Source organism: Streptomyces sp. NPDC102283, assembly GCF_044766265.1.
Taxonomy (GTDB): Bacteria; Actinomycetota; Actinomycetes; order Streptomycetales; family Streptomycetaceae; genus Streptomyces.
Window position 1 is genome coordinate 130,213 of the sequence record NZ_JBIWLQ010000017.1, and the last position, 22,215, is coordinate 152,427.

The window sequence follows — 22,215 nt, forward strand, 5'->3', positions numbered from 1 at the left end:
GACGCTGGAGCCATGTTCGTCGCATGGAGAGACCTCCGCTTCGCCAAGGGCCGGTTCGCGCTCATGGGCTCGGTCGTGGTGCTGATCACGCTGCTCGTGGGCCTGCTGTCCGGCCTGACCGCCGGCCTGGCCCGGGAGAACATCTCGGCCGTCACCGGTCTGGACGCCGACCACCTGGCCTTCGCCGCGCCACCCGACGGGCAGGCGGAGTCGTTCACCAACTCGACCGTCCGGGAGGACGACTGGCGGACCTGGGCCGGGCGGCCCGGGGTCGAGGCCGCGCAGCCGGTCGGCATCCGGACCCTGAACGCCACCGCCGCAGGTGACCGGAGCGCCGCCGTCTCGGCCTTCGGCGTCGAACCGGACGGCACCCTCGGGCCGGAGGGGATCGGCCCGGGGCAGGTCGTGCTCTCCGAGAAGGCGGCGGCGGAACTCGACGCCTCGGCGGGCGACAGGGTCGCGCTCGGCCGGACCGAGCGCACGGTCGCCGCCGTCGCCACGGACGTCTCGTACAGCCACACCCCCGTCGTCTGGACCTCGCTCGACGACTGGCAGCAGATCGGCCACGACGGTGCCGGGCCCGCCGAACAGGCGACCGTGATCGCCCTGACCACCACCGGAGGCGTCGACCTCACGGCGGGGGACGAGGCGGCGGGCACCAGCACGCTCACGCTCGACGACTCCCTCACGGCCATCGGCTCCTACCAGTCGGAGAACGGTTCGCTGCAACTGATGCGCGGCTTCCTCTTCGCGATCTCCGCCCTCGTCATCGGGGCGTTCTTCACCGTCTGGACGATCCAGCGCAGCGGCGACGTCGCCGTGCTGAAGGCGCTCGGCGCGTCGACCCCGTACCTCCTGCGCGACGCGCTGGGACAGGCCGTCGTGATGCTCGCCCTCGGTACGGGGCTGGGCACCGCCCTGGCCGCCGGCGCCGGAGCCCTGATCGGCCAGGGAGCCGTGCCGTTCGTCCTGGACGCGGCGACCGTCCTCGTCCCGGCCGCCGTGATGATCGCCCTCGGCGCGCTCGGGGCGGCCCTGTCCATCCGGCGGATCACCGCCGTCGACCCGCTCACCGCACTCGGGAGTGCCCGATGACGCTCACCCTGACCGACGTCACCCTCACCTACCCGGACGGCGAGGGGCGGCTCACCGCCCTGGACCGGGTCTCGCTGGACGTTCCCCCGGGCACGCTCACCGCCGTCGTCGGGCCGTCCGGCTCGGGCAAGTCGAGCCTCCTCGCGGCCGCCGCCACCCTGGTCACCCCGGACTCCGGCGAGGTGGTGGTGGCCGGGGCGCCAGTGGCCGGACTCGGCCGGGCCGGACGGGCGGCCCTGCGCCGGGAACACATCGGCATCGTCTTCCAGCAGCCCAACCTGCTGCCCTCGCTGACCGCAGCCGAACAGCTCCAGGTGATGTGCCACCTGTCCGGGGGGTCCGCCCGGGGCGCGCGCCGCCGGGCGCTGGAGCTGCTGGACGCGGTCGGTCTGGCCGACCGCGCCGACCGGCGGCCGCACCAGCTCTCCGGCGGGCAGCGCCAGCGGATCAACATCGCTCGGGCCCTGATGAACGAGCCGGCGGTCCTGCTCGTCGACGAGCCGACCAGCGCGCTCGACCACGAGCGCGGCGCGGCCGTGCTCGACCTGCTGGTCACCCTGACCCGGGAGCGTGCCACCGCCACGGTGCTGGTCACGCACGACCTGGCGCACCTGGAGCGGATGGATCGCACGGTGACGATGGACGACGGGCGCCTGACCGTGCCGGCCGGGGTCTGATCCGGGGCCCGGGCCGGAGGCTCTGCCCCCGGCCCGCCCGACCCCGGCCCTGACGGTGGGCGGCCGGGCCGTGCGGGCTCAGCCGCCGTTCGTGCCGTTGCTCGCCAGGGCCTCGGACAGCTCCCCCGCGACCTGCTGGAGGATCGGCACGATCCGCTCCGTCGCCGCCTCCGTCACCCGTCCGGCCGGGCCCGAGATGGAGATCGCGGCCGAGGTGGGGGAGTTCGGCACGGGGACCGCTAGGCACCGCACGCCGATCTCCTGCTCGTTGTCGTCCACCGCGTACCCGGCGCGGCGCACCAGCTCCAGGGCGTCGAGGAAGCCCTCGGGGGTGGTGATCGTCTTCTCCGTGGCGGCGGGCATGCCGGTACGGGCCAGGAGCGCGCGGACCTCGTCGGCGGGGGTGTGCGCGAGGAGTGCCTTGCCCACACCGGTGGAGTGCGGCAGGACCCGGCGGCCGACCTCGGTGAACATCCGCATGGAGTGCTTGGACGGCACCTGGGCGACGTACACGATCTCGTCCCCGTCCAGCAGCGCCATGTTCGCCGTCTCGCCGGTCTCCTCCACCAGTCGGCTGAGGTAGGGGCGGGCCCAGGTGCCCAGCAGCCGGGAGGCGGACTCGCCGAGGCGGATCAGCCGGGGGCCCAGCGCGTAGCGGCGGTTGGGCTGCTGGCGCACGTATCCGCAGACGACCAGGGTGCGCATCAGCCGGTGGATGGTCGGCAGGGGCAGACCGCTGCTCGCGGACAGCTCGCTCAGTCCGACCTCGCCCCCGGCGTCGGCCATCCGCTCCAGCAGATCGAAGGCGCGCTCAAGGGACTGCACCCCACCGCTGGAACCGGAGGGCTTGGAGTCGGCTGTGCTGGCGTGGGACGGCGGCACGTCAACGGTCCTTTCGAAGCGGAAGGCAAGGCAGCAGCCTACCGGGCGGTTCCTGATCGGCCCACAGCTCCCCGGTCGGCGTCCGTGCCGGTCAGGGGCTGTTTTGTCCGGGTGCCGACGGTCGGTGCGGGCGGCTCGGCGCCGCCTCTCCTGGCCCATGCTACGTTCCGCAGTTCGAAATATGACTTTTACTTTGTGGAAACCTCCAGTCGAGCGGTGGGGGTGGCCGGCCGGGCTCCCGTGGCGGAAGGTGGGGTCTTGACGAGGGCGATTCCCGAGTGAAGACTCCATCGAAAGTTTCAACAGTTCGTTGAATTCCTGTTGTGGTCATTGCTGGAGTGAAGGAGCACAGGTGTCCGGTCCGGACGTGAACCTGATACTGCGCTCGACGCGCGTCGTCACCCCCGAGGGGACCCGCCCGGCGGCGGTCGCCGTCGCGGGCGGGACGATCGACGCGGTCCTGCCGTACGACACCGGGACGCCCGTGGGCGCCCGCCTGGAGGACTTCGGCGACGACGTCCTGCTGCCCGGCCTGGTCGACACCCACGTCCATGTGAACGATCCCGGCCGCACCGAGTGGGAAGGCTTCTACACCGCCACCCGCGCGGCCGCCGCCGGCGGGATCACCACGCTCCTGGACATGCCCCTCAACTCCCTCCCGCCGACCACCACCGTCGAACACCTGCGGATCAAGCAGCAGGTAGCGGCCCCCAAGGCGCACGTCGACACCGGCTTCTGGGGCGGGGCGGTCCCGTCCAACGTCAAGGACCTGCGCCCGCTGTACGAAGCCGGGGTCTTCGGCTTCAAGTGCTTCCTGTCGCCCTCCGGCGTCGAGGAGTTCCCGGAGCTGGACCAGGAGCAGCTGGCCCGCTCCATGGCGGAGATCGCCGGATTCGGCGGGCTGCTCATCGTGCACGCCGAGGACCCGCACCACCTGGCCGAGGCCCCGCAGCGCTCCGGGCCCGCCTACGCCGACTTCCTCGCCTCCCGCCCGCGCGACGCCGAGAACACCGCGATCGAAGGGCTCATCGCCCACGCCAAGCGGCTGAACGCCCGCGTCCACGTCCTGCACCTCTCCTCCGGCGACGCCCTGCCGCTGATCGCCGCCGCCAAGCGCGAGGGCGTCCGCGTCACCGTCGAGTCCTGCCCGCACTTCCTGACGCTCACCGCCGAGGAGGTGCCGGACGGGGCGACGGAGTTCAAGTGCTGCCCGCCGATCCGCGAGGCCGCCAACCAGGACGCGCTCTGGGCAGGGCTCGCGGACGGCACCATCGACTGCATCGTCAGCGACCACTCGCCGTGCACCACCGACCTGAAGACCCCGGACTTCGCCTCCGCCTGGGGCGGCATCTCCTCCCTCCAACTCGGCCTGCCCGCCATCTGGACCGAGGCCCGCAGGCGCGGCCACTCCCTCGACGAGGTCGCCCGCTGGATGTCCGCCGCCCCCGCGGCGCTGGCCGGGCTGACCCGCAAGGGCGCCATCGAGGCCGGACGCGACGCCGACTTCGCGGTCCTCGCCCCCGACGCGACCTTCACCGTCGACCCCGCCGAGCTGTTCCACCGCAACCAGGTCACCGCCTACGCCGGGAAGACCCTGCACGGCGTGGTCCGCTCCAGCTGGCTGCGCGGCGTCCGCATCGCCTCCGAGGGCGTTCTCGCCGAGGCCGCGGGCCGCCTTCTCCAACGCGACCGGTGACGCGCTCGCCGGCCGCCCCCGAACGCCACCCCCGACCGAGCTGACCGGTCCGCTCCTCGAACGCGACCCCTGACCGTGCCCGAAAGGAACTCCTGACCATGACGGACGCCGCGATACCGCGCTTCACCGGCGACGCACGCCCCTACGCGGGCGGCGACCCGTACGCCGACCACCGCACCGCCGACTTCCCCTTCACCCACCTCGTCGACCTGGCCGACCGCCGTCTCGGGGCGGGCGTCATCGCCGCCAACGACGAGTTCTTCGCCGAGCGCGAGAACCTCCTCAAGCCCGGGCCCGCCGTCTTCGACCCGGAGCACTTCGGGCACAAGGGCAAGATCATGGACGGCTGGGAGACCCGCCGCCGACGCGGTGTCAGCGCTGCCGAACCGCACCCCACCGCCGACGACCACGACTGGGCCCTCGTCCGGCTCGGCGCGCCCGGCGTCATCCGGGGCATCGTCCTGGACACCGCCCACTTCCGCGGCAACTACCCGCAGGCGGTCTCCGTCGAGGCGGTCGCGCTGCCCGGCTCGCCGTCCCCCGAGGACCTCCTCGCCCCCGACGTGAAGTGGACGACGCTCGTCCCCCGTACGGCGGTCGGCGGCCACGCGGCCAACGGCTTCGCCGTCGACGCCGAGCAGCGCTTCACCCACCTGCGGGTCAACCAGCACCCGGACGGCGGGATCGCCCGGCTCCGCGTGTACGGAGAGGTCGCCCCCGATCCCGCCTGGCTCGGCGCGCTCGGTACGTTCGACCTCGCGGCGCTGGAGAACGGCGGGCAGGTCGAGGACGCCTCCGACCGCTTCTACTCCCCGGCCACCAACACCATCCAGCCGGGCCGCTCGCGGAAGATGGACGACGGCTGGGAGACCCGCCGCCGGCGCGACAGGGGCAACGACTGGATCAGCTACCGTCTCGCCGCGCAGTCCGGTATCCGGGCCGTCGAGATCGACACCGCCTACCTCAAGGGCAACTCTGCGGGCTGGGCGAGCCTCTCGGTACGGGACGGCGAGGACGGCGACTGGGCCGAGGTCCTTCCCCGGACCCGGCTCCAGCCCGACACCAACCACCGCTTCGTCCTGGACGGGAACGTCCGGGCCACGCACGTACGCGTCGACATCTACCCGGACGGCGGCATCTCCCGGCTCCGGCTGTACGGATCGCTCACCGACGAGGGCGCCGCCGCCCTGGCGGCCCGTCACCGGGAGCTCGGCGGCTGATCCACGAAGGCGCCCGGAACCTGGCGCACCGCGGTCGCAGGGGGATCGCGGGGCGCCCGGCCGATCCCGTTACGTGAGGGTGTGTCACCCTGGTCGAGGTGCGGTGAGCAGGCCCTGAAGGCCGCGCGAGCCGCACTTTCCGACGCCTCGACCAGGAGCCCCCCCATGATCTTCATCGCCGTCAGGTTCACCGCCCTCGACCCCGAGGAGTGGCTCACCCGGCTGGACGACTTCACCGTCGCCACCCGCCGTGAGCCCGGCAACCTCTTCTTCGACTGGTCGCACAGTGTGGAGAACCCCGACCAGTTCGTCCTGCTGGAGGCCTTCGCCGACGCGGCGGCGGGCGAGGCGCACGTGAACTCCGACCACTTCAAGGCGGCGATCGCGACGATGTCGGAGCTGGTGGCCGAGGTCCCCGAGATCATCAACGTCGAGGTGGAGGGCACCGGCTGGTCCCGGATGGCGGAGGTAACCCCGCGCAACCGCTGACCGGGACGTCCCGCCGGAGCCACCGGCACGTCCCGCTAGAACTCCTCGTGGGACTCCGGGTCGCCGCCGAACCGCCGCTGCCGCCCGGCCCCGATCGTCGTCAGCTCCTGCGCCGTCAGCTCGAACCCGAACAGATCGAGGTTCTCGGCCTGCCGGCCCGGGTCCGCCGACTTCGGGATCGGTACCGCGCCCAGCTGGGTGTGCCAGCGCAGTACCACCTGTCCGGGGTTCACCCCGTGGTCCTCCGCGATCGCCACGGTCGAGGGATCCTCCAGCACCTCACGTCCCCGGGCCAGCGGGCTCCAGCTCTCCGTGACGATGCCCTTCGCCGCGTGCACCGCCCGCAGTTCCTCCTGCGGGAGCAGCGGATGCATCTCGATCTGGTTCACCGAGGGCAGCACGCCCGTCTCCCGCTCCAGCCGCTCCAGATGCGCTGCGGTGAAGTTGGAGACGCCGATCGAGCGGACGAGACCGTCCTCGCGGAGCCGGATCATCGCCTTCCAGGTGTCCACGTACTTGTCGACGCGGGGGAGCGGCCAGTGGATCAGATAGAGATCGACGTACTCGACGCCCAGGCGGGCCCGCGACTCCTCGAACGAGGCGAGCGTCTCCTCGTACCCGTGGTGCCGGCCGGGCACCTTCGTGGTGAGGCGGACCTCCTCGCGGGGTACGCCGCTGCGGGCGATGCCCCGGCCGGTGCCGGTCTCGTTGCCGTAGTTGAGGGCCGTGTCGATGAGCCGGTAGCCGAGCTCCAGGGCCCCGGCGACGGCCTCCTCGGCCGCCGCGTCGTCCAGCGGGTAGGTGCCGAGCCCCACCGCGGGGAGTCGCGTGCCGTCGTTGAGCGCCTGAACCGGTGTGCCGGACATGTGCTGGTCCCGTCCTTCCCGTCGCTGCCCCCGTCCCGGCCAGCGTAGGGGCGCGGCCGGGACGGGGGCAGCCGGACGGGGCCGACGGGGTAGCGCGCCGGGAGGCGGCCCCGGGGAGCGGCGGGCGGGCACTCCGGTCGGCGGACGGGAGGCAAGCACGCCGGGCGGTGGGGGGCGCGGGCCCGAGGGTCGCTCAGGCCGCGTGGCCGCCGTCCACGACGACCTCCGTGCCCGTGATGAAGCCCGCCTCCGGGCTCACCAGGTACGCGACGAGCGAGGCGATCTCCTCCGTCGTGCCGAAGCGGCCCAGCGCGTTCGCCGCGCGCTGGCCCTCGGCGAACGGGCCGTCGGCCGGGTTGAGATCGGTGTCCACGGCCCCCGGCTGGATCACGTTCACCGTGATGCCGCGTGGCCCCAACTCCCGGGCGAGCGGCTTGGTCAGCCCGGTCAGCGCGGACTTGCTGAGCCCGTAGAGGGTGGAGCCGGGCCCGCCCGCGTACCGGCTCAGGGCGGAGCCCACGGAGATGACACGGCCACCGTCGGCCAGCCGCTCCGCCGCCGCGCGGCAGGCGAGGAAGACCGCCCGCACGTTCACCGCCAGCGTCCGGTCCACCTCCGGCCCGGCGAGCCCGGAGATCGGGCCGAGCACGCCGATGCCCGCGTTGTTGACCAGGATGTCGAGCCGGCCGAGCGCGTCCGCGGCCCGGTGCACGGCGTCGGCGGCCGCGTCGGCGTCCGCCGCGTCGCAGCGCAGGGCGACGCCACGGCGGCCGAAGCCCTCGATCTTCGCGACGACCGCACGGGCCGCCGCCTCGTCCTGGACATAGGTGACGGCGACGTCCGCGCCCTCCTGGGCGAGCCGCAGCGCGATCGCGGCGCCGATGCCCCGGCTGCCCCCGGTGACCAGGGCGGTCCGGGCCGGGAGGCCGGCGGGAAGGGGGGTGGGCGCAGTGGTGGACAGGGTGCTGGACATGGCCGGTTCCTTTGCTGGAGGACGCCGTCGCTCCGACGACATCCCCCAGCAAACGCGCACCGGGGCCCTCGCACCGGCGGGTATCGGACGCCCGCCGCCGCAGGGGGCCGTCTACCGCGAAGGCAGCAGCGCGGAATCCGTCGCCGCGGCGCGCAGCCGGACCAGGATGGCGCGCGCCGCCTTGTCGTATCCGAGGTTGTTGTTCTGGAGCACCGACTCGGCGTTGGCCAGCTCCAGCAGGGCGATCACTTCGAACGCCAGCTGGCACACGTCGGTGTCCCCGGCCAGCTCCCCGGCGGTCCTGGCCTCCTCGATCGTCTGCTCCACGAAGGTGACCCAGCCCGTCTGCGCGGACGCCAGGGCGTCGTGCACCCTGCCACCGCGCGCGTCGAACTCGGCGGTGGCGGCGTAGAAGAAGCAACCGCCCCGGAACACGCGCTCGCGGGAGTACGCGATCCAGGCCTCGCACAGCCGCCACACCCGCCCGAGCCCCGGCGGCACCGAACGGGTGGGGCGCAGCACATGGTCGACGTATATGGCCACCGCCCCTCGCACGGTGGCCAACTGGAGTCCCTCCTTCGAGCCGAACAGGGCGAACACCCCGCTCTTGCTCAGCCCGAGCTCGGTGGCCAGCCGCCCCAGCGACAGGCCCTCCAGCCCTTCGACCGAGGCGATCTGCACCGCCCGCCCCAGGATCAACTGCCGGGTCTGGTTCCCCCGCTCGACTCGCCCGTCCGCTCTCAACGACGTCATGTGACCACTCCGTGCCTCAGAGTTATCGAGGCGTCAGTCTAGGGAGCGGCGGCGCGGCCGACGGACCCTCGGCCGCCCGGCAGAACGGCCCGACCGCCGCTGACCACGGGCGATGCCCCGGGACGATCCGAGCGGTGAGACAGGTGTTCCTTTTTCAGGGGCCCGGCGGATAGCGTGATCGCTCCGCGTGCGAGCCGGTGAGGTCTCCACAACGCATTTCGTGGAGATCCAGGAGAACCCGTTGTCCGCTGCCGTCGTGCCCGCCCTCGCACCCCCGCGCCGCGCCTGGGCCACCGATCTTCCCGTGCTGGCGGTCGCCGTCGTCTGGGGTGCCAGCTACCTCGCGGCCAAGGGCATCACCACCGCCCACACCGTCATCGCCGTCCTCGTCCTGCGCTTCGCGATCGTGCTGCCGGTGCTCGTCGCGACCGGATGGCGCAGGCTGCGGGCGCTGACCGGAGCGCAGTGGCGGGGCGCCGGGATGCTGGGCCTGGTGCTGAGCGGGATCTTCCTGCTGGAGACGTACGGGGTGGTGCACACCTCCGCCACCAACGCGGGGCTGATCATCAGCCTCACCATGATCTTCACGCCGCTGGCCGAGGCCGCGGTGACCCGCGTGCGCCCGTCGGCCGGATTCGTCGCGGCGGCCGGGCTCTCCGTCGCCGGAGTGATCCTGCTGACCCAGGGCGGCGGGTTCACCAGCCCCTCGGGCGGCGACCTCCTGATGCTCCTCGCCGCTCTCGCCCGGACCGTCCACGTCCTGGCGATGGCCAGGATCAAGGCGGTCCGGGACGCCGACTCGCTCTCTTTGACGACCGTCCAGCTCGGGGCCGCGGTCGCCGTCTTCGCCGTGCTCGCCGCCGTCCCCGGCACCGGCGCCTCGCCGTGGAGCGCGGCGGCGGACTTCGGCGCCCGGGAGTGGGCGGGCCTGGTCTTCCTCTCGGTCTTCTGCACGCTGTTCGCGTTCTTCGTGCAGATGTGGTCCGTACGCCGCACCTCGCCGTCCCGGGTCAGCCTGCTGCTCGGCACGGAACCGCTGTGGGCCGCCGCCGTCGGCGTCAGCCTCGGCGGGGAACGGCTCGGGCTGCTCGGCGCGGCGGGCGCGGTCCTCGTCCTGGCGGGCACCGCTTGGGGGCGGCGCGGCGCGGACCGGGTCTGATCGCCGCCGCAAGGACTTGTCCACCGCCGCAGGGGTGACTTGCTTCACCGCCGCAAGGACTTGATCGCCACCGTCAGGACTCGATCGCCGCTGTCAGGACTTGATCGAGTCCGCGGCGATCATCACGGCCGCCCCCACCACGATCAGCACGATGTTGACGAACAGCCCGCGGTCGCTGAGGAAGTCGATCCGCCGCACCACCGTCCACAGCCGGAACCAGCCAGTCCACTCGTACAGCAGCCCGCCGGCGCCCTGGGCGAAGACGAGGAACCCGATCGTCTCGACGATTTTCTTCATGGGCCGAGCCTCCCGCCCGCCCCGTGCCCGCCGCGTCGGCCACCGGTCCCGTCCGCCGCGCCGAAAGTAGCCGCTCCCGCGACTTTGGTCGCTCCCTCGCCGCGCGGGGCCTCTCGGGCCGCCCGGCTGCGTAACTTTGTCGATATGACGCGCACCGAGTACCGCTGGCTGCTCCCCTCGGCGATGGCCGATCCCGAGCTGCCCGGCGACCGGGCCCGGACGAGGCGCACCGTGCGGGACTGGGCCGTCGACATCACGGTCTTCCTCTGCGCCGCGGGCATCGGCCTGCTGGCGCTCGCCGCGATCGACGCCGACGACACCACGGCGGACGTCTTCGTCCTCGTCGACTCGGTGATCGGCGCGGTGGCCTGCTGCGCGCTCTGGCTCCGGCGGCGCTGGCCCGTGGGGCTCGCCGCCGCGCTGACCGTCCTCTGCATCGTCGAACCGGTGGCCGCCGGGGCGCTGATGGTGGCCCTCTTCAGCCTGGCCGTGCACCGCCCCTTCAAGCCGGTGGCGATCGTTGGCGCGGGCGCGCTGATCGTGGCCCCCCTGCAACCCCTCCTGCGCCCCGACCCCGCGACGACCTTCCTCGCCTCGGTCATCTTCGGGATCCTGCTCGTCCTGCTCGTGCTCAGCTGGGGCATGGTCGTACGTTCGCGGCGGCAGCTCGTCCTCAGCCTCCGCGAACGGGCCCGCCGTGCCGAGGCCGAGGCGGAGCTGCGTGCCGAACAGGCCCAGCGGCTGGCCCGGGAGGCCATCGCCCGCGAGATGCACGACGTCCTGGCCCACCGGCTGACGCTGCTCAGCGTGCACGCCGGGGCCCTCGAATTCCGGCCGGACGCCCCCGCCGCCGAGGTCGGCCGGGCCGCCGGGGTCATCCGGGACAGCGCCCACGAGGCCCTCCAGGACCTCCGCGAGATCATCGGCGTCCTGCGCGGGCCCGGCGACACCGACGAGGGCGACCGGCCGCAGCCCACCCTCGCCACCCTGGACGCCCTCATCGCCGAGTCCCGGCTCGCGGGCATGAAGGTCGCCGTCGACAACCGGGTCACGGACCCTCAGGACGCTCCCGCCGCCACCGGCCGCACGGTCTACCGGATCGCCCAGGAGTGCCTGACCAACGCCCGCAAGCACGCGCCCGGCACCGAGGTCTCCCTCACGGTGACGGGCGGCCCCGGCGACGGGCTCACCATCGAGGTGGAGAACCCCGCCCCCACCGAACCCTTCGAGCGGGTCCCCGGCTCGGGCCAAGGGCTCATCGGCCTCACCGAACGCGCCACGCTCGCCGGCGGCGGGCTGGAGCACGGTCCGACGAAGGACGGTGGCTTCGTGGTCCGGGCCCGGCTGCCGTGGCCCGCCGCGTGACGTTCCGGGGCGCGACGCCCCGCACGAGAACCGGGACAGGGACCGCGACGGGCCCTGGCAGGAGGACAGGGACCGCGACGACGCCCGCCCGGAGGACCGGGACCGCGACGCCCGCCGTACGGGGCCCGCTCACCGGCTGGCTACGGTGGCCGTCATGAACACCCCGGCGCCCCCGACACCCCCGGCCTCACCCACGCCCCCGCCCGTCCGGCTGCTGATCGTCGACGACGACCCGCTGGTCCGGGCCGGGCTGACCCTGATGCTCGGCGGCGACGAGGGCATCGACATCGTGGGGGAGGGCGCGGACGGCGACGAGGTCGAGGAACTGGTCGAACGGCTGCGCCCCGACGTCGTCCTGATGGACATCCGGATGCCGGTCATGGACGGACTCACCGCGACCGAACGACTGCGCCGCCGGCCCGGGGCTCCCGAAGTCGTCGTCCTCACCACCTTCCACGCGGACGAACAGGTGCTCCGGGCCATCCGGGCCGGGGCAGCCGGATTCGTCCTGAAAGACACCCCGCCGGCCCGGATCGTCGATTCGGTCCGCCGGGTCGCCGCGGGGGACCCGGTGCTCTCGCCCGCCGTCACACGCCAGTTGATGGCCCGTGCCGCCGGCGGCACGGGCGACGACCGGGCCGGCCGGGCCGACCGCGCACGCAGGCGTTTCGACCAACTCGCCGAGCGGGAGAGGGAAGTCGCCGTCGCCGTCGGGCGCGGCGGGTCCAACGCGGAGATCGCGGGCTCCCTCTACCTCAGCGTCGCGACCGTCAAGACGCACGTCTCACGGATTCTCGCCAAACTCGAACTCAACAACCGCGTCCAGATCGCGCTGTTGGTCCATGACGCGGGACTCCTCGACACGGACGGGGAGGACGGGGGCGGCCTACGCTGACCGGAACGGGCCGGAACAGGCCGGAACGGAAGAGGGGCTGACCACGATGGCTGTGCTCGATCTGCGCGACCTGCCGGACTTCACCGCGGATCCCTATCCGTACTACGCGAAGCTGCGGGCCGAGGGACCGGTGCACGCCGTGCGCACCGAGGAGATGGAGCGGACCTGGCTGGTCGTCGGTTACGAGGAGGCCCGCGCCGCTCTCGCCGACCAGCGGCTCGGCAAGGAATGGCGGACCACCGGACGCTGGGAGGCGTCCGAAGCGATGCTGAGCGCCAACATGCTGGAGCTGGACGCCCCGCACCACACCCGGCTGCGCCGGCTGGTCATCCGTGAGTTCACCGCCCGGCGCATCGAGGCGCTGCGCCCCCGTGTCACCGAGATCACCGACGCCCTGCTCGACGCCATGGTGCCCCTGGGCTCCGCGGACCTGGTGGACGCGCTGGCCTTCCCGCTGCCGATGACCGTGATCTGCGAACTCCTCGGCGTCCCGGACATCGACCGGGACACCTTCCGGACGCTCTCCAGCGGCATCGTCACCCCCACCCCGGAGCAACGGGAAGCCGACCCGGCCGGTGCGATGGGCGCCTACCTCGTCCAACTGATCGAGGACAAACGCCGTTCGCCCGGCGACGACCTGCTGAGCGCGCTGATCCGGACCCGGGACGAGGGCGGCGACTCGCTCTCCTCCGCCGAACTGGTCGGCATGGCATTCCTGTTGCTGGTCGCCGGCCATGAGACCACCGTCAACCTGATCGCCAACGGGGTCCGGGCCCTGCTCGACCACCCCGACCAGCTCGCCCTGTTGCGCGCCGATCCGGGGCTGCTCGACAATGCGGTCGAGGAGATGCTGCGCTACGACGGACCGGTGGAGACCGCGACCTTCCGCTTCACCCGCGAGCCGGTGACGATCGGCGACACCGTGATCCCGGCCGACGAGCCGGTCCTCGTCGCCCTGGCCTCCGCCGACCGCGACCCCGGCCGCTTCTCCGAACCGGACACCTTCGACATCCGCCGCGATCCCCAGGGGCACCTGGGCTTCGGCCACGGCGCGCACTACTGCCTGGGCGCGCCGCTCGCCCGGATGGAGGCCCGCATCGCGATAGCCGCCCTGCTGGAACGCTGTCCCGACCTCGCCCGCGACCCGTCCGGCGGCGAGCTGGACTGGCTGCCCGGTCTGCTGATGCGCGGCGCGCGGGGGCTGCCGGTGCGCTGGTGAGGCCCGGCCCGCCCCCGACCCTTCGTCCGCACCGACCCCTCGTCCGCACTCAACCTCTCACCCGCACTCAACCTCTCACCCACACCCGACCCCTCTTTCCGCACCCGGCCCCTCCTTCCGCACTCAACCCCTCCTCCGCACCCGGCCCCATCTTCCGCACAGTGAACCCCCCTCGAAGGGAACCGAGTTGACCACCGAACCCCTGGTCGATCTCGCCGCGCTCGGCGAACAGTTCACCCGTGACCCCTATCCCGCCTACGCCGCCCTGCGCGCGAAGGGCCCGGTCCACCGGGTGCGGATCCCCGAGGGCGCGGACGCCTGGCTCGTCGTCGGATACGAGGCGGGCCGCGCCCTCCTCGCCGACCAGCGGCTCTCCAAGCACTGGAGCCGGGCCTCGCCGTCGCTCGGCGTCAGCAAGGTGTCCGCCGGGTCCTCGATGCTCGGCTCCGACGCTCCCGACCACACCCGGATGCGCAAGCTGGTCGCCCGGGAGTTCACCCCGCGCCGCATGGAGCAACTGGCCCCTCGCGTCCAGGAGATGACCGACGAGCTGCTGAACGCGATGCTCGCGGCCCCGGACCGTGCGGCGGACCTGGTCGAGGCGCTGTCCTTCCCGCTGCCCATGTCGGTGATCTGCGAACTGCTCGGCGTCCCGTCCCTGGACCGCGAGGCCTTCCGCACCTGGTCCGGCCAAGCGGTCTCCTCCGTCGACCCGTCCCTGCGCGCCTCCTCCACGCAGGCGATGACCGCGTACATCGCAGGCCTGCTCGCCGACAAGCGCGAGCAACCGGGCGAGGACCTGCTGAGCGCGCTGATCCACACCTCCGACGAGGACGGCGACCGGCTCTCCGGCGACGAACTCGTCGGCATGGCCTGGCTGCTGCTGGTCGCCGGACACGAGACCACCGTCAACCTCATCACCAACGGCGTGCACAACCTCCTCGCGCACCCCGATCAACTGGCGGCCCTGCGGAACGACTTCACGCTGATCGACAACGCGGTCGAGGAGATCCTGCGCTTCGAGGGGCCGGTGGAGACCCCCACCTACCGCTTCACGGTCGATCCGATCGAGGTCGGCGGGACGGTGATCCCGGGCGGCGGCGAGCTGGTTCTCGTCGCGATGTCGGACGCCAACCGCGACCCCGTCCGCTACCCCGACGGGTCCCGCTTCGACATCACCCGCGACGCCCGGGGCCACATCGCGTTCGGGCACGGCATCCACTACTGCCTGGGCGCGCCGCTGGCCCGCATCGAGGCCAGGATCGCCATCCGGTCGCTGCTGGAGCGCTGCCCGGACCTGCGGCTGACCGCGGACCCGGCGACGCTCGCCTGGCGTACCGGGATGCTGATGCGGGGGCCGCTGAGCCTCCCGGTCGCCTGGTAGCGGCCGAGAGGCCCGGACCCGGTTCAGCCTCCGGGGATCTCCGTCATCGCCACCGGCCGGCGTTCGCGGCGGGAGACCTCGCACGCCTCGGCGATCCGCAGGGCGTGCAGGGCCTCCCGCCCGTCGCACGGATTGGCCAGCTCACCGCGGGCCACCCGCAGGAACGCGTCCAGTTCCGCCTCGTACGCCGGGGCGAACCGTTCCAGGAATCCCGGCCAGGGCTTCGCCGGAGCGCCCGAACCAGCGGGCTCGGCCGACGTCAGCGGCGTACGGTCGTCCAGGCCGACGGCGATCTGGTCCCGTTCGCCGGCCAGCTCCATCCGTACGTCGTACCCGGCGCCGTTGCAGCGGGTCGCGGTGGCGGTGGCGAGCGTGCCGTCGTCGAGCGTGAGCAGAGCGGCGGCCGTGTCCACGTCCCCGGCCTCCCGGAACATCGCGGGTCCGGCGTCCGAGCCGATGGCGTACACCTCGCTCACCTCGCGGCCCGTCACCCAGCGCAGGATGTCGAAGTCGTGGACCAGGCAGTCGCGGTACAGCCCGCCGGAGAGCGGGAGGTAGGCGGCGGGCGGCGGGGCCGGGTCGGAGGTGACCGCCCGCACGGTGTGCAGCCGGCCGAGCCTGCCCTCGCGTACGGCGGCCCTGGCCTCGCCGTACCCGGCGTCGAAGCGCCGCATGAAGCCGAGCTGGAGGACGCTGCCCGCCGCCTCGACCTCCGCGAGCGCGGCGAGCGTGCCCGGCAGGTCCAGGGCGATCGGCTTCTCGCAGAAGACGGGCAGCCCGGCGCGGGCGGCCCGTGCGATGAGGCCGGCGTGGGCCGAGGTCGCGGAACAGATCACCACGGCGTCGGGCGGGCCCCCGGCCGCGCCCTCCCCGGTGAACAGGCCATCCACCGGGACGGCCGCCGCCCCGGTCCGCGCCGCGGCTCCGGCCGCCCGCTCCGGGTCCGCGTCCGCCAGCAGCAGGGCGTCCACGACGGGGTGACGGCTCAGCGCCTCCGCATGGAATGTGCCGATCCGTCCCGTTCCGATCAGTCCGATGCGCATGATCCCCAAGGTGGCGTTCGCCCGGTCGTCATGTCAAGCGTTTGTCCTGACAAATGGCCGCCGCATCGACCGGCCGCTCCCCGCCCCGGTACGCCATGGCTTTGTCCGGACAAGCGAACTACGCTCGCCCCGTGACCGCACATGGATCCGACCGGCCGCTGCCGCTGAGCGTGGACCGCACCAGCCCGGTGCCGCTCTACTTCCAGCTGGCACAGCAGCTGGAGGCCGCCGTGGAGCAGGGCCGGCTGGCCCCCGGCGCCCTCCTCGGGAACGAGATCGACCTCGCCGCCCGCCTCGGCCTGTCCCGGCCGACCGTCCGCCAGGCCATCCAGTCGCTCGTCGACAAGGGCCTGATGGTCCGCCGCCGGGGAGTCGGCACCCAGGTCGTCCACAGCAAGGTCCGCCGCCCGCTGGAGCTCAGCTCGCTCTACGACGACCTGGAGGCGGCCGGTCAGCGCCCCGCCACCGGCGTCCTGCGCAACACCACGGAACCGGCCACCGCCGAGGTCGCCGCCGCGCTCGGCGTCGCCGAGGGCAGCGAGGTCCACCTCGTGGAGCGGCTCCGCAGCGCCCACGGCGAACCGATGGCCCTCCTGCGCAACCACCTGCCCCCGGGCCTGCTGCCCCTGCTCACCGAGGAACTGGAGGCCACCGGCCTCTACCGGCTGATGCGGGCCTCCGGCGTCACCCTGCACAGCGCCCGCCAGACCGTCGGCGCCCGCGCCGCGGACGACCGGCAGGCGCGGGTCCTCCTGGAGCCCGTGGGCGCGCCGCTGCTGACGATGGAGCGCACGACGTACGACGACACCGGCCGGGTGGTCGAGTTCGGCTCGCACGTCTACCGGGCGGAGCGGTACGCCTTCGAGTTCCAGCTCCTGGTGCGCGCCTGAGCCACCCTGAGAGGTGCGCGCGGCAGCCGGCCCCCGGACGGGCTGAGCGGGTGGGTACCGCACCGGCCGCCGCGTAGGCATGTTCGGACAAACGGTTGACGTGGACATGTAGCACGACTAGAACTCGCTGCACCGAAGGACGCGCCCCCACCGGCCCTGCCGGGCGGGAGCGGGCGGGGCTCGGGGATACTTGGGCAGCCGGGCCGGGACCGTACAGTCCCCGGCCCCGTCAAGCAGCACAGCGAGCAGCGGTAGAAGGGCACGGCGTCGTGGCAAGGGTTCGGACAGGGGTACGCGCTATGGGCGCCGTGCTGGCAGTGGTGCTGGGCGCCTCCCTCGCGGGATGCAGCAGCACCGGCGGCAAGCGCGCCGAGGAGCGCGCGGCCGCCGCGGCCGAGGGACGGGCCGCGGTGAACACACCGCGCTGGACCTTCGCCATGGTCACCCACTCGGGCGACGGCGACACCTTCTGGGACATCGTCCAGAAGGGCGCCGAGCAGGCGGCCGTCAAGGACAACATCAACTTCCTCTACTCGCACAACGACGAGGCCAACCAGCAGGCCCAGCTCGTCCAGACCGCGATCGACAAGAAGGTCGACGGGCTGATCGTCTCGCTGGCCAAGCCGGACGCGATGAAGGCCGTGGTCGCCAAGGCCGTCAAGGCCGGCATCCCGGTCGTCACCGTGAACTCGGGCTCCGCGGAGTCCAAGGAGTTCGGCGCGCTGACCCACATCGGCCAGGACGAGTCGATCGCCGGCGAGGCCGTCGGCGACGAGCTGAACGGCCGGGACCGCAAGAAGGCCCTCTGCGTCCTGCACGAACAGGGCAACGTGGGCCACGAGCAGCGCTGCGCCGGGGCGAAGAAGAGCTTCGACGGCACGATGCAGAACCTGTACGTCGACGGCACCAACATGCCCGACGTCACCGCGTCCATCGAGGCCAAGCTCCAGTCGGACAAGAGCATCGACGCGGTCGTCACCCTCGGCGCCCCCTTCGCCGACGCGGCCGTCCAGGCCAAGCAGACGGCCGGCAGCAAGGCCGAGATCGACACCTTCGACCTCAACGCCAAGGTCGCCACCGGCCTCCAGAGCGACAAGCTCGGCTTCGCCGTCGACCAGCAGCCCTACCTCCAGGGCTATGAGGCCGTCGACCTGCTCTGGCTCTACCGCTACAACCGCAACGTCCTCGGCGGCGGCCTGCCCGTCCTCACCGGCCCGCAGATCATCACCAAGGACGACGCCGACGCCCTGGCCGACTTCACCAAGCGGGGAACCCGATGAGCGGCTCCACCGCCGCGCCCCGGACGCCGGCGAAGGCGGACGAGCGGCTGGTACGCACCTCACCGCTGCGCAAGCTGCTCGGCCGCCCCGAGCTCGGCTCGGTCGTCGGCGCGGCGGCCGTCTTCCTCTTCTTCGCGATCGTCGCCGACAGCTTCCTCCAGGCCTCCAGCCTCGGCACCGTGCTGTACGCGGCCTCGGTCCTCGGCATCATGGCCGCGCCGGTCGCGCTGCTGATGATCGGCGGCGAGTTCGACCTCTCCGCCGGGGTCATGGTGACCAGCTCCGCGCTGATCTCCTCGATGTTCAGCTACCAGATGACGGCCAACGTCTGGGTCGGCGTCCTCGTGTCGCTGCTGGTCACGCTCGCTATCGGCGCGTTCAACGGCTTCATGCTGACCCGCACCAAACTGCCGAGCTTCATCATCACGCTCGGCACGTTCCTGATGCTGACCGGTCTGAACCTCGGCTTCACCAAGCTCATCAGCGGCACCGTCTCGACCAAGGCCATCGGCGACATGGAGGGCTTCGACTCGGCCCGCGCGCTGTTCGCCTCGACGCTCACCCTCGGCGGCGTCGAGTTCAAGGTGACGATCCTGTGGTGGGCGGCGCTCGTCGGCGTGGCCACCTGGATCCTCCTCCGTACCCGCTTCGGAAACTGGATCTTCGCCGTCGGCGGCGAGGCCGACGCGGCCCGCGCGGTCGGCGTCCCCGTCATCCGCACCAAGATCGGGCTCTATCTGGGCGTCGCCTTCGCCGCCTGGGTCTCCGGCCAGCACCTGCTGTTCAGCTACGACGTCGTCCAGTCCGGCGAGGGCGTCGGCAACGAGCTGACGTACATCATCGCGGCCGTCATCGGCGGCTGCCTGATCACCGGCGGCTACGGCTCCGCGATCGGCTCGGCCGTCGGCGCCTTCATCTTCGGCATGACCAGCAAGGGCATCGTGTACGCCGAGTGGAACCCGGACTGGTTCAAATTCTTCCTGGGAGCGATGCTGCTCCTGGCCACCCTGCTCAACGCGTGGGTGCGCAAGCGCGCGGAGGCGACGTCATGACGGCCACCCCTGAAGACACCGCTGGAGCGGCCGCGGGACCGCTGGTCGAGCTGGACGACGTGTCCAAGTTCTACGGCAACATCAAGGCCCTGGAGCATGTCTCGCTGGAGGTCCACGCTGGCGGGATCACCTGCGTGCTCGGGGACAACGGCGCCGGCAAGTCCACCCTCATCAAGATCATCGCGGGGCTGCACCGGCACGACGCCGGACGCTTCCTGATCGACGGCGAGGAGACGACCCTCGCCAACCCGCGCGACGCCCTGGACCGGGGCATCGCCACCGTCTACCAGGACCTCGCCGTCGTCCCGCTGATGCCGGTCTGGCGCAACTTCTTCCTCGGCTCCGAGCCCACCGTCGGCTTCGGCCCCTTCAAGCGCCTCGACGTCCGCAGGATGCGCGAGAGCACCCGTACCGAACTGCTGCGCATGGGCATCGACCTGCGCGACGTCGACCAGCCCATCGGCACCCTGTCCGGCGGCGAGCGCCAGTGCGTGGCCATCGCCCGCGCCGTCTACTTCGGCGCGAAGGTCCTGGTCCTGGACGAGCCGACCGCCGCCCTCGGCGTCAAGCAGTCCGGCGTGGTCCTCAAGTACGTGGCGGCCGCCCGCGACGCGGGCCTCGGCGTGGTCCTCATCACGCACAACCCGCACCACGCCCACCTCGTCGGAGACCGCTTCATCCTCCTCAAGCGCGGCGCGATGTCCGGCAGCCACACCAAGGACGACGTCACGCTGGACGAGCTGACCCGGCAGATGGCGGGCGGCAGTGAGCTGGAGGAGCTCAGCCACGAGCTGGAACGCACCCCGACCCCCACCCTCCCGGGCGTCCACGGCACGAAGGACTGAGGGCTGTCCCGCCCCTGGACCCCCTGAGCGGCGACCGCCCCGGCGCGGCCGACCCCGCCCACCGGCCCCCCGGGGCCGGGCAGTGGCAGAATCGAGCCCGGCGGGCGCCGTCCGCCGCCGGCCGCGACAGCGGCCCGGCCCCCCAGACCCCGCAGGGACGATGAGCACGTACCGCGACTTCGCACACCGCGGCTCCGCCCGCGCCACCGTCCTCAAGACCGTCGGCACCAAGGAACGCCGCTCGCACCTCACCGCCCCCCGGGTCCCCACGGTCGGGATCGACATCGGCGGCACCAAGGTGATGGCGGGCGTCGTCGACGCCGACGGCAACATCCTGGAACAGCTCCGCACCGAGACGCCCGACAAGTCCAAGAGCCCCAAGGTCGTCGAGGACACCATCGTCGAGCTGGTCCTGGACCTCTCCGACCGCCACGACGTCCACGCCGTGGGCATCGGCGCGGCGGGCTGGGTGGACGCCGACCGCTCCAAGGTGCTGTTCGCCCCGCACCTCGCCTGGCGCGACGAACCCCTGCGCGACGCGATCGCCTCCCGCCTCGTCGTCCCCGTCATGGTCGACAACGACGCCAACACCGCCGCCTGGGCGGAATGGCGCTTCGGAGCGGGCCGCGGCGAGGACCACCTCGTCATGATCACCCTCGGTACGGGCATCGGCGGCGCGATCCTGGAGGACGGCCAGGTCAAGCGCGGCAAGTACGGCGTGGCCGGTGAGTTCGGCCACATGCAGGTCGTGCCCTCGGGCCACCGCTGCCCCTGCGGCAACCGGGGCTGCTGGGAGCAGTACAGCTCCGGCAACGCCCTGGTCCGCGAGGCCAGGGAGCTGGCCGCCGCCGACTCCCCGGTGGCGCACTACCTGCTGGACCGGGTGAAGGGGAACGTCGCCGACATCACCGGGCCCCTCATCACCGAACTGGCCCGCGAGGGCGACGCGATGTGCATCGAGCTGCTCCAGGACATCGGCCAGTGGCTCGGCATCGGCATCGCCAATCTGGCCGCGGCGCTCGACCCCTCCTGCTTCGTGATCGGAGGCGGCGTCAGCGCCGCCGACGACCTGCTGATCAACCCCGCCAGGGACGCCTTCAAGCGTCACCTCACCGGCCGCGGCTACCGCCCCGAGGCCCGGATCGCGAAGGCGCAGCTCGGCCCCGAGGCGGGTATGGTCGGCGCCGCGGACCTGGCCCGGCTGGTCGCCCGCCGATTCCGCCGGGCCAACCGGCGGCGCGTCGAGCGGTACGAGCGGTACGCCCAGATCTACGACCAGGCGGCGAGCACCATCCGCAACACGCGGTCCACCCGCACCGCTGACTGAACCGCAGCCGCCCGTTCCGGCGTCCACCCTTCAGTACGCCGTCACCGCAGCACCTTAGGGACCACCTGATCATGATCGCAGCCGAGCACCCCGTGGTGCCGCACCAGTCGGAGTCTCCGGGCGACGGCGAGGGCAAGCCGCCCGAGGACCCGCGGCATGTGTTCAAGCGGCGATTCATCACCGCGACGACCATCGTGCTGCTGATCGGCATCCCGGCCGGCTACCTGCTGATCTCGGCCGGCCAGAGCCGCCGCTCGGGCCAGGACAAGGAGGCCGAGGCGGCCGCCGTGGGCCTCCGGGAGGGCTGGCCCTCCAAGATGCAGCGCCGCATCTTCGAGATCCCGATCCCTGGCAACGGGCTCGGCGTCCAGTACTACGAGACGAACAACTGGAAAGCCAGCCGGATGTACGCGAAGTTCCGGACGACCTCCGCCGGTCTCGACCGCTTCCTGACCGGGGTGGGCACCGGACGCGCGGCGCTGGAGCCCGACACGATCGACATCAACCCCCGGGACATCAAGATCACCGGCTGGTCCTTCGGGCCGGGCGAGGACTGGGCCAGCACCACGCACAGCAACAAGAAGCCGCGCCCCACCCAGAACATCACGGTCAATATGACCGACCCGGCGGCTCCGGTCGTCTATGTCGTATCGGCGGCGACCCCGTGACCGGGAGCCTCTGAGTACGTCGGCCCGGCGCACCGGGTACGCCGCACCGCCACCGAGCGCATCGACCCGGTGGCCGGCGCGCGTGTCGGCCCCGGCGGTGACCCACCGCCGGGGCCGACGTGTGTCCGCGTGCTGTGCCG

At 72.6% G+C, this 22,215-nt stretch carries 22 protein-coding genes; 16 read left to right on the forward strand and 6 right to left on the reverse strand.

From position 1 onward, the window contains the following. Positions 1–12: 12 nt before the first annotated feature. Positions 13–1,095, forward strand: a complete 1,083-nt coding sequence (locus ACIRJT_RS29225; protein WP_403914801.1) for an ABC transporter permease — start codon at positions 13–15, stop codon at positions 1,093–1,095. After that, positions 1,092–1,772 (forward strand): ABC transporter ATP-binding protein, encoded by a 681-nt coding sequence (locus ACIRJT_RS29230; protein ID WP_403914804.1) that lies wholly within the window; start codon positions 1,092–1,094, stop codon positions 1,770–1,772. Before ACIRJT_RS29225 ends, ACIRJT_RS29230 begins: the two co-directional genes overlap by 4 nt. Before the next feature lie 78 nt (positions 1,773–1,850). Here ACIRJT_RS29230 and ACIRJT_RS29235 read toward each other — a convergent pair whose 3' ends face one another. Continuing rightward, on the reverse strand, positions 1,851–2,654 hold the full coding sequence (locus ACIRJT_RS29235) for an IclR family transcriptional regulator (RefSeq protein WP_403914807.1): 804 nt from the start codon (positions 2,652–2,654) through the stop codon (positions 1,851–1,853). A gap of 352 nt (positions 2,655–3,006) precedes the next feature. On the opposite strand from ACIRJT_RS29235, the gene allB reads away from it, so the two are divergent. The 3 genes from allB to ACIRJT_RS29250 all read left to right on the forward strand — a co-directional run bounded on the left by allB (position 3,007) and on the right by ACIRJT_RS29250 (position 6,059). After that, positions 3,007–4,350 carry an allantoinase AllB gene (allB, locus tag ACIRJT_RS29240; protein ID WP_403914809.1) on the forward strand — a complete coding sequence of 448 codons (1,344 nt, stop codon included), beginning with the start codon at positions 3,007–3,009 and terminating at the stop codon, positions 4,348–4,350. 98 nt (positions 4,351–4,448) lie between these two features. Continuing rightward, on the forward strand, positions 4,449–5,570 hold the full coding sequence (alc, locus tag ACIRJT_RS29245; protein WP_403914812.1) for an allantoicase: 1,122 nt from the start codon (positions 4,449–4,451) through the stop codon (positions 5,568–5,570). Positions 5,571–5,735: 165 nt separating this feature from the next. Then, positions 5,736–6,059, forward strand: coding sequence for a putative quinol monooxygenase (locus tag ACIRJT_RS29250; RefSeq protein WP_403914815.1), 324 nt, complete (start codon positions 5,736–5,738; stop codon positions 6,057–6,059). Positions 6,060–6,094: 35 nt separating this feature from the next. Here the strand turns inward: ACIRJT_RS29250 and ACIRJT_RS29255 are convergent, their stop codons facing one another. The 3 genes from ACIRJT_RS29255 to ACIRJT_RS29265 all read right to left on the reverse strand — a co-directional run bounded on the left by ACIRJT_RS29255 (position 6,095) and on the right by ACIRJT_RS29265 (position 8,651). Beyond that, the gene (locus ACIRJT_RS29255) at positions 6,095–6,925 is read right to left on the reverse strand and encodes an aldo/keto reductase (protein ID WP_403914818.1); all 831 of its coding nucleotides are present in this window, start codon (positions 6,923–6,925) and stop codon (positions 6,095–6,097) included. A 193-nt stretch (positions 6,926–7,118) separates the two neighbouring features. Continuing rightward, positions 7,119–7,898 (reverse strand): SDR family NAD(P)-dependent oxidoreductase, encoded by a 780-nt coding sequence (locus tag ACIRJT_RS29260; protein WP_403914821.1) that lies wholly within the window; start codon positions 7,896–7,898, stop codon positions 7,119–7,121. A gap of 111 nt (positions 7,899–8,009) precedes the next feature. Further along, on the reverse strand, positions 8,010–8,651 hold the full coding sequence (locus ACIRJT_RS29265; RefSeq protein ID WP_403914823.1) for a TetR/AcrR family transcriptional regulator: 642 nt from the start codon (positions 8,649–8,651) through the stop codon (positions 8,010–8,012). A gap of 241 nt (positions 8,652–8,892) precedes the next feature. Here ACIRJT_RS29265 and ACIRJT_RS29270 point away from each other — a divergent pair, with 241 nt between their 5' ends. After that, positions 8,893–9,810: a DMT family transporter gene (locus ACIRJT_RS29270; protein WP_403914907.1), complete on the forward strand. Its 918-nt coding sequence runs from the start codon at positions 8,893–8,895 to the stop codon at positions 9,808–9,810. A gap of 93 nt (positions 9,811–9,903) precedes the next feature. On the opposite strand, the gene ACIRJT_RS29275 is transcribed toward ACIRJT_RS29270, so the two are convergent. After that, a complete protein-coding gene (locus tag ACIRJT_RS29275) occupies positions 9,904–10,107 on the reverse strand; it encodes a hypothetical protein (RefSeq protein ID WP_403914826.1) in 204 nt (67 codons plus the stop codon). 144 nt (positions 10,108–10,251) lie between these two features. On the opposite strand from ACIRJT_RS29275, the gene ACIRJT_RS29280 reads away from it, so the two are divergent. The 4 genes from ACIRJT_RS29280 to ACIRJT_RS29295 all read left to right on the forward strand — a co-directional run bounded on the left by ACIRJT_RS29280 (position 10,252) and on the right by ACIRJT_RS29295 (position 14,970). Then, positions 10,252–11,472, forward strand: a complete 1,221-nt coding sequence (locus ACIRJT_RS29280; RefSeq protein ID WP_403914829.1) for a sensor histidine kinase — start codon at positions 10,252–10,254, stop codon at positions 11,470–11,472. 154 nt (positions 11,473–11,626) lie between these two features. Beyond that, the gene (locus ACIRJT_RS29285; protein WP_403914832.1) at positions 11,627–12,367 is read left to right on the forward strand and encodes a response regulator; all 741 of its coding nucleotides are present in this window, start codon (positions 11,627–11,629) and stop codon (positions 12,365–12,367) included. Positions 12,368–12,413: 46 nt separating this feature from the next. Continuing rightward, on the forward strand, positions 12,414–13,586 hold the full coding sequence (locus tag ACIRJT_RS29290; RefSeq protein WP_403914834.1) for a cytochrome P450: 1,173 nt from the start codon (positions 12,414–12,416) through the stop codon (positions 13,584–13,586). 187 nt (positions 13,587–13,773) lie between these two features. Beyond that, a complete protein-coding gene (locus tag ACIRJT_RS29295; protein ID WP_403914837.1) occupies positions 13,774–14,970 on the forward strand; it encodes a cytochrome P450 in 1,197 nt (398 codons plus the stop codon). Between the two features lie 23 nt (positions 14,971–14,993). Here the strand turns inward: ACIRJT_RS29295 and ACIRJT_RS29300 are convergent, their stop codons facing one another. Continuing rightward, positions 14,994–16,013, reverse strand: coding sequence for a Gfo/Idh/MocA family oxidoreductase (locus tag ACIRJT_RS29300; RefSeq protein WP_403914840.1), 1,020 nt, complete (start codon positions 16,011–16,013; stop codon positions 14,994–14,996). Positions 16,014–16,144: 131 nt separating this feature from the next. On the opposite strand from ACIRJT_RS29300, the gene ACIRJT_RS29305 reads away from it, so the two are divergent. From ACIRJT_RS29305 to ACIRJT_RS29330, 6 genes are all read left to right on the forward strand, one after another. Next, positions 16,145–16,903 (forward strand): GntR family transcriptional regulator, encoded by a 759-nt coding sequence (locus ACIRJT_RS29305; protein WP_403914843.1) that lies wholly within the window; start codon positions 16,145–16,147, stop codon positions 16,901–16,903. A 299-nt stretch (positions 16,904–17,202) separates the two neighbouring features. Beyond that, complete coding sequence (locus ACIRJT_RS29310; protein ID WP_403914845.1) at positions 17,203–18,183, forward strand: sugar ABC transporter substrate-binding protein; 981 nt, start codon at positions 17,203–17,205, stop codon at positions 18,181–18,183. Continuing rightward, positions 18,180–19,235: an ABC transporter permease gene (locus tag ACIRJT_RS29315; RefSeq protein WP_403914847.1), complete on the forward strand. Its 1,056-nt coding sequence runs from the start codon at positions 18,180–18,182 to the stop codon at positions 19,233–19,235. Before ACIRJT_RS29310 ends, ACIRJT_RS29315 begins: the two co-directional genes overlap by 4 nt. Continuing rightward, complete coding sequence (locus ACIRJT_RS29320; protein ID WP_403914850.1) at positions 19,232–20,080, forward strand: ATP-binding cassette domain-containing protein; 849 nt, start codon at positions 19,232–19,234, stop codon at positions 20,078–20,080. Before ACIRJT_RS29315 ends, ACIRJT_RS29320 begins: the two co-directional genes overlap by 4 nt. A gap of 160 nt (positions 20,081–20,240) precedes the next feature. Continuing rightward, complete coding sequence (locus tag ACIRJT_RS29325) at positions 20,241–21,407, forward strand: ROK family glucokinase (RefSeq protein ID WP_003965308.1); 1,167 nt, start codon at positions 20,241–20,243, stop codon at positions 21,405–21,407. 71 nt (positions 21,408–21,478) lie between these two features. After that, on the forward strand, positions 21,479–22,075 hold the full coding sequence (locus tag ACIRJT_RS29330; RefSeq protein ID WP_403914853.1) for a hypothetical protein: 597 nt from the start codon (positions 21,479–21,481) through the stop codon (positions 22,073–22,075). The last annotated feature ends 140 nt before the right edge of the window (positions 22,076–22,215 follow it).